A 6,710-nucleotide genomic window follows, 5' to 3' on the forward strand; every position below is an offset into this window, starting at 1 on the left:
TTCAAATTTTGGATCCAGCGAGGCTCCCTGAAATAATTCCGAAGGAAGATTGAAAGGACGCTGGAAAAACGCTTTTCTAGTTACTTTGCGAAGATTACGATGAGAACACTTGTTACTGGAGGAGCCGGCTTCTTAGGAAGCCACCTATGCGAACGCCTACTCGAAAGAGGCGATGAAGTGATCTGCCTGGACAACTACTTTACCGGTCGGCGACGGAATGTTGAACACCTTCGTGCACATCCTGGTTTCGAGCTTGTCCGTCACGATGTAGTGGATCCGTTCAAGTTTGAAGTAGACCATATCTACAACCTCGCGTGTCCAGCTTCACCGGTGCACTACCAGCACAACCCGATTAAAACGGTGAAGACCTCGGTGATGGGGGCAATCAATTCGCTCGGTCTCGCAAAAAGAGTAAACGCCCGCATCTTTCAGGCCTCTACTTCCGAGGTTTACGGAGATCCCACGATCCATCCTCAGCCCGAAGAATATCGCGGAAACGTCAATCCAATCGGTCCGCGCGCTTGCTACGACGAGGGCAAGCGCTGTGCGGAAACCCTCTTCTTTGACTACCACCGACAAAACGGCGTCGAAATCCGCGTCGTTCGCATTTTTAATACCTATGGCCCGCGGATGCTTCCCAACGATGGACGGGTAGTTTCAAACTTTATCGTTCAGGCGCTTCAGGGAAAAGACATCACGATCTACGGGGATGGTGAGCAAACCCGCTCTTTCTGTTACGTCGACGATTTGATCAGCGGGTTTCTTCTCCTCATGGATCAGGATGAAATAACCGGTCCGGTGAACATCGGTAACCCCGGAGAATTTACGATTAAAGAATTGGCGGAGTGGGTCATCCGTCTTACCGGAAGCTCTTCCAAGCTTGTCAATGAGCCACTCCCGGCTGACGATCCGATGCAGCGCAAGCCGGTGATCGATGTCGCGAAAGAGAAACTGGGTTGGGAACCCCGCGTCCAGCTCGAAGAGGGACTCACACGCACCATCGAGTACTTCCGTGATTACCTTCAAGAGTAGGCCTATCCAATCCCAGAACTTTTCGCATGATCTCCCTAGTCTTCAAATCCCTCGCTGGTCGCCACTACCGAAAATTTCGGAAGAAAGGACTAAGCGTCGCCGAAAAAATCAATGCTCTGGATGAAGAATTCAAGGCACTGAGCGATGACGCACTGAAGGGAAAAACAGAGGAATTCAAACAGCGGGTCCGTGATGGTGAAACGCTGGACGAACTTCTTCCAGAGGCTTTCGCGACGGTGAAAAATGCGGCACGCCGAATGTGCGGGCAGACTATCGATGTCTGTGGTCATGAGCTTACCTGGGAGATGGTTCACTTTGACGTGCAGCTTCTCGGCGGAATGGCCCTTCATCAGGGCTACATCTGTGAAATGGCGACCGGAGAAGGAAAGACTCTCACGGCTACCCTTCCCCTCTACTTAAACGCACTGAGCGGAAAGAACTGCCAACTCGCCACCGTCAATGATTACCTCGCGCGGCGGGACTCTGAATGGATGGGGCATCTCTACCGCTTTCTAGGAATCTCGGTGGGATGCCTACAAAACAGAATGGATCCTGCCGCAAGAAAAGAAGCTTACGGCAGTGACATCACTTACGGAACCGCATCGGAGTTTGGATTCGACTACCTGCGGGACAACGGTATGGCCTCGCGGATGGAAGATCAGGTGCAGCGTGATCACTACTTCTGCATCATCGACGAGGCCGATTCCATTCTGATCGACGAGGCCCGCACCCCGCTGATCATTTCCGGCCCCTCGCAAGACGACCGGCAGATGCCGTTTAATGAGCTGAAACCTGGCATTCAACGTCTCTCCCGTTCCCAGCAGCGTCTCTGCAATGAACTCGTCTCAGAGGCGAAAAAGAAGCTCGATGAAGGGGATGATTCGGACGACGTCGTCTCGAAATTGTTTCTGGTAAAAGAGGGTGCACCGAAGAACAAGCAGTTCCTCCGCCTGATGGAAACTCCGGCGATTCGTAAGCGTTTCGAGAAGTTCGATCTCGAGATGAACAACGACATGAACAAAACGAGGAGATTCCACCTGAAGGAAGAGTTGTTTTTCATCATCGATGAGAAGCAGCATCAGGCCGACCTGACCGAAAAGGGGCGCAACCTGCTCCACCCGGACAACCCGGAGGCTTTCGTTCTCCCGGATCTCCCGCTCATCTTTATGGAGATTGAGAAGGATCAGTCTCTCAGCGCTGACGAAAAGCGGGCGAAAAAAGAGGGGGAACAGAAAAAGTTCGAGAAAGCCAGTGAAGAAATGCACTGCATCAGCCAGCTGTTGCGGGCCTACTGCCTCTACGAAAAGGACACCGAATACGTGGTCCAGGAAGGCAAAGTGATGATCGTCGACGAAAACACCGGGCGACTCATGCCAGGCCGTCGCTGGAGTGATGGTCTTCATCAGGCAGTCGAGGCCAAAGAGGGTGTCAAAATTGAAAAAGAGACGAAGACCTACGCCTCGGTTACGTTACAGAATTACTTTCGCCTCTACGCAAAACTGAGTGGCATGACTGGAACCGCTGAAACAGAGGCAAGCGAGTTTCACGAAATCTACCGGGCTGATGTGATGGTGATTCCGACTCACCTCCCGTGCCAGAGGATCGACATCAACGACGTCGTCTACAAGACCCGCCGCGCGAAATACAACGCAGTCATCAAGGAAATCGAAACGGCCTACAAGAAAGGGCAACCGGTTCTCGTCGGAACTGCTTCAGTCGAATCCTCAGAAGTGCTTTCCAGGATGCTAAAGAGGTCTTCAATCACCCACAGCGTCCTCAATGCGAAGTTCCATGAACAAGAAGCGGAGATCGTTTCACGCGCCGGCCAACCAGGAGCGGTGACCATCGCCACCAACATGGCAGGACGAGGAACTGACATCAAGCTGGGCGACGGCGTGAAGGAAAAAGGCGGACTCTATGTAATCGGCACTGAACGGCACGAATCCCGAAGAATTGACCGACAACTGCGTGGCCGTTCCGCGCGCCAGGGAGATCCGGGAATGAGCAAGTTCTTTGTATCTCTCGAGGATGATTTGATGCGCTTGTTCGCCAATCAAGGCCCTCTCTCAAGGATTTTGGAGAAGTCTCTAGGGGACGAGGAGGAACTTTCTCATTCAACCCTCAACTGGTCGATCGAGAACGCCCAGAAGAAGATCGAGCAGAGGAACTACTCGATCCGGAAACGTCGACTGCAATTCGACGACGTCCTCAACAAGCAGCGGGAAATCATTTACGAGCTGCGCAATGGCGCGATCCAATCAGACACCCCATCCGATATCGCCTTCGAGATGATCGAGGAAGAGATCCTTGAGCGACTCGACACGGCTGTCGCACCGGGCGTCAAGGGAGAGACGAATACGGGGGAAGCCGAGACGTTCGTTAACTGGGTCAACTACCACTTTCCGATCGGACTCAAGGAGGCAGAGCTGCAATTCGACGATTCGGATAAACTCGCCTCCGATCTCATCACCCGCATCCGCGAAGCCTTTCAGCAACGAGCCGGTTTGGAAAATGAGGATGAATTGAAACGCCTCGCTCGTTACGTAGTTATCCGGTCGATCGATCGACTCTGGCAGGACCACCTGACCGAGATGGAGGAACTCAACAAAAGCGTCGGGCTTCGCAGCTACGGTCAGAAAGATCCGCTAAACGAGTATAAAAGTGAGGCATTCGTCTACTTCCAGGAGATGATGGAGAACCTGCGTAACGAGATCTGCACAGGTATGTTCCGCACTGCGACGAACATGCAGGCGTTCCAGCAAATGCTCTCGAGACTCCAAAAGAATGCCAAGGTCCAGGGTCCTTCGGATTCTGATGAATCTACCCTTTCTCAGGCGGCCCGTGCAGCCGCTCAAGGAGGCCGTCCTCCTCAATCGAGGCAGGCTCCTGCTTTGCCAAAAGTCACCATTCGTCGAGAGATTCCCAAGATTGGCCGAAACGAGATTGTGAAAATCCGGAAGGCCGGTGAAGAGCGGGAAATGAAATTCAAGAAAGCCGAACCACTGCTTCAGAACGAGGGCTGGGAACTCGTTACCGCTAAGGAGAAGGCAGGTTCGTAAGGACAAAAATACGTTAGCGACGTGGCACAATATCAGAGTTCGAAACATACCAGCGGAGCGGCTGCTCTTGACCATCGAAGCTTCAGCGGAGTCGGTTCAGCTGCCGACAAGCAGTGTGTCTGTATCTACTCTCCTCCGAAAACGGCAGCTAAAGCAGCCGCTCCTCTTTATTGTCTCCAAAGGAGTGATGTAAGGAATCACCTCTGAGTCCCTGACAAAGATCTCGATGGGCCGTAAAAAACAAAAGGTTTCAACCGATACCGCAGGCACCTTTGGTTCAGACAACCCCTTCGCATCTCTCGATTCTTCCCCTCTCCCGAAGGTAGCTACAAAACCAGCGGAACCGGAATTGCCCGATCCAAAAAAGAAGACTGGTATGAGAGTCGAGATTCGGCGAGAGAAGTCGGGTAAAGGCGGAAAGACGGTCACCACCCTTCAAGGCCTAACTACCTTGGACCCACGTTCACGGGAATCTCTTCTTTTTGACCTCAAGAAAAGGATCGGAACCGGGGGAACTGGAGTTCCCGGTGGCATCCAGCTTCAGGGCGACTGTCGAGAGGCCGCGGAGAGAATTCTGGAAGAGAAAGGGTTCCGACCCATTCGGGCTGGAGGATGAAGACTTCGAAAATAGATGCTTCTAGACTATGGCCTTTTTTGCCAAAGAGGCTTGGGCGGTCGACACCTGGTAATGGGATTGAGTCTCTAGCGTCTCTTCTGCAATCCATTACTCGAAAAACCATGCGGTTTTCGCTAATCGTCCTCTCCCTCTGGCTTCTTGTTGGACCCACCGCACTGCTCCAATTGACCGCCTGGGGATGGATGATCGCTTCCTACTCGACTCAAGATGGTTTTCAGACCGCGTTGACAGACACTTTTAGCGGCGAAAGACCCTGTGAACTTTGCCAGTTTGTGCGGGACGTATCGGAGGCTCCCGAAGAGACAAACGCCGTCTCTTCCTCTGAAACGAGGGAAATAAAACTCCTTCCAGTGCCTAATCTTCGGCGACTGACCGATCAACCGAATCGGTCCTTTTCCAATGTGCAGTTAGAACTTCTGACTCACCCCAAAGTCTCTCACGACGTTCCCCGGCCACCTCCCCGAGTAGGTTGAGATAACGATGCTTCGGTGGGATTCAGCAGATCCCACCTCTTCAACAAGGGAGACCAGTCTCGCAGACGAGTACTCTCCCAAAGCGCCTATCCTTTCAAGGCGTTGCCTTTCTCAATTCTCAACTACTTGCACTCATGAAACTCATTTTATTCACGACAGCCGGCGTTCTCACAGCCGGAGGACTCATCGCTCACAACGCCGAGCCATTGGACCGTCCCGACAGTCACGCACCTATTTCAATCATGGCAGACCACACCCACGATGCGGGAGAGTGGATGCTTTCTTACCGCTATATGCGCATGGAGATGGACGGTATGCGTTCCGGAACGAATGGCGTCAGCTCTGCCGGTGTTTTCGCCGAAGGATTTACGATCACGCCGGAAAATATGACCATGGACATGAATATGTTTGGCGTCATGTACGCACCGACCGACTCTCTCACCCTCGTTGGAATGGTAAACTACACATTCAAATCGATGGACCATCGAATCAACCCAGGGGCACCTCAAATGCTCTTCAACGTGGTTGGAGGCGACACCTTCAGAACCGAGACGGATGGATTCGGTGATACGAAGGTCGGTGCTCTCTACCAGTTCTACAACGAAGACGAGAAAAAAGCACACATAGGCTTGAGCCTAAGCCTTCCGACTGGATCCATCGACGAGAAGGACCAGACGCCCCGGCCAGGCATGCCACCCACGTTCAATACCAATCTACTACCCGCTTCCATGCAATTGGGATCGGGCACTTTCGACCTCCTTCCATCCATCACCTGGTTGCGAGCCTTCGAAACCTGGTCCTATGGCGTTCAGGCCAACGGAACGGTTCGTTTAGAGAGCGAAAACGACAATGGCTACCGTCTTGGCGACCAATTCGAACTGGTCGCGTGGTCCGGTTACGTCGTTGCCGATTGGGTCTCGCTCGAGGGTGGCCTTTCCTATGAATGGACCGGAGAGTTGGAAGGCACACAGGAAGGCATTGGAAGAGTCGGACCTGCCGGACGCTCAGTCACTACCGCCTTCAACGAGAACTACGGAGGGGAAGTGCTGGATGCGATTCTCGGAGTGAATTTCATCGTTCCGAGCGGCGTTCTGAGAGGCCACCGTTTCGCAGCAGACATCCGTCTACCGCTCTGGCAGGATCTCAACGGACTACAACTCGAAACCGATTGGGTGCTCACCCTTGGCTGGCAGAAGTCGTGGTAGATATGCAAAAGCTGTAGTGTGGTCTAAGGTAAGTTCATTACACAATTAGACGTTTCTGTAGGAGGAGGCTCTCGACCTTCGTAGCTCGCAGAGCGAAGAAGGTTCACGCCTCGATACGGATGGCCGAAAGATGAATCCTGTTCGAGGGATAAACCCTCTTCCTACGGCTGTAATACCAAATTTAAGAAGGATTGATAGTTATGGCGGGATGGGGGATGAGTCTGAGCAAGGCGGCCCGATTGGAGGCGGGTCTGCGACCCGTGCCAATCGGGTCCCGCATCCGCGGGACTGCTCAGGCTCATCC

5 protein-coding genes are annotated in these 6,710 nt (G+C 53.0%); all 5 read left to right on the forward strand.

Annotated elements, in window-relative coordinates:
* The first annotated feature begins 99 nt into the window (after positions 1-99).
* The 5 genes from AAGJ81_14880 to AAGJ81_14900 all read left to right on the forward strand — a co-directional run bounded on the left by AAGJ81_14880 (position 100) and on the right by AAGJ81_14900 (position 6,406).
* Positions 100-1,032 (forward strand): UDP-glucuronic acid decarboxylase family protein, encoded by a 933-nt coding sequence (locus tag AAGJ81_14880; GenBank protein ID MEM0967429.1) that lies wholly within the window; start codon positions 100-102, stop codon positions 1,030-1,032.
* Positions 1,033-1,058: 26 nt separating this feature from the next.
* Positions 1,059-4,091 (forward strand): preprotein translocase subunit SecA, encoded by a 3,033-nt coding sequence (secA, locus tag AAGJ81_14885; GenBank protein MEM0967430.1) that lies wholly within the window; start codon positions 1,059-1,061, stop codon positions 4,089-4,091.
* Positions 4,092-4,317: 226 nt separating this feature from the next.
* Positions 4,318-4,707, forward strand: a complete 390-nt coding sequence (locus AAGJ81_14890) for a translation initiation factor (protein ID MEM0967431.1) — start codon at positions 4,318-4,320, stop codon at positions 4,705-4,707.
* 122 nt (positions 4,708-4,829) lie between these two features.
* Positions 4,830-5,201, forward strand: a complete 372-nt coding sequence (locus AAGJ81_14895) for a hypothetical protein (protein MEM0967432.1) — start codon at positions 4,830-4,832, stop codon at positions 5,199-5,201.
* Between the two features lie 134 nt (positions 5,202-5,335).
* Positions 5,336-6,406, forward strand: a complete 1,071-nt coding sequence (locus tag AAGJ81_14900) for a transporter (protein MEM0967433.1) — start codon at positions 5,336-5,338, stop codon at positions 6,404-6,406.
* Positions 6,407-6,710: the final 304 nt, after the last annotated feature.

This window comes from Verrucomicrobiota bacterium, assembly GCA_038744685.1.
GTDB lineage: Bacteria > Verrucomicrobiota > Verrucomicrobiia > Opitutales > Puniceicoccaceae > Puniceicoccus.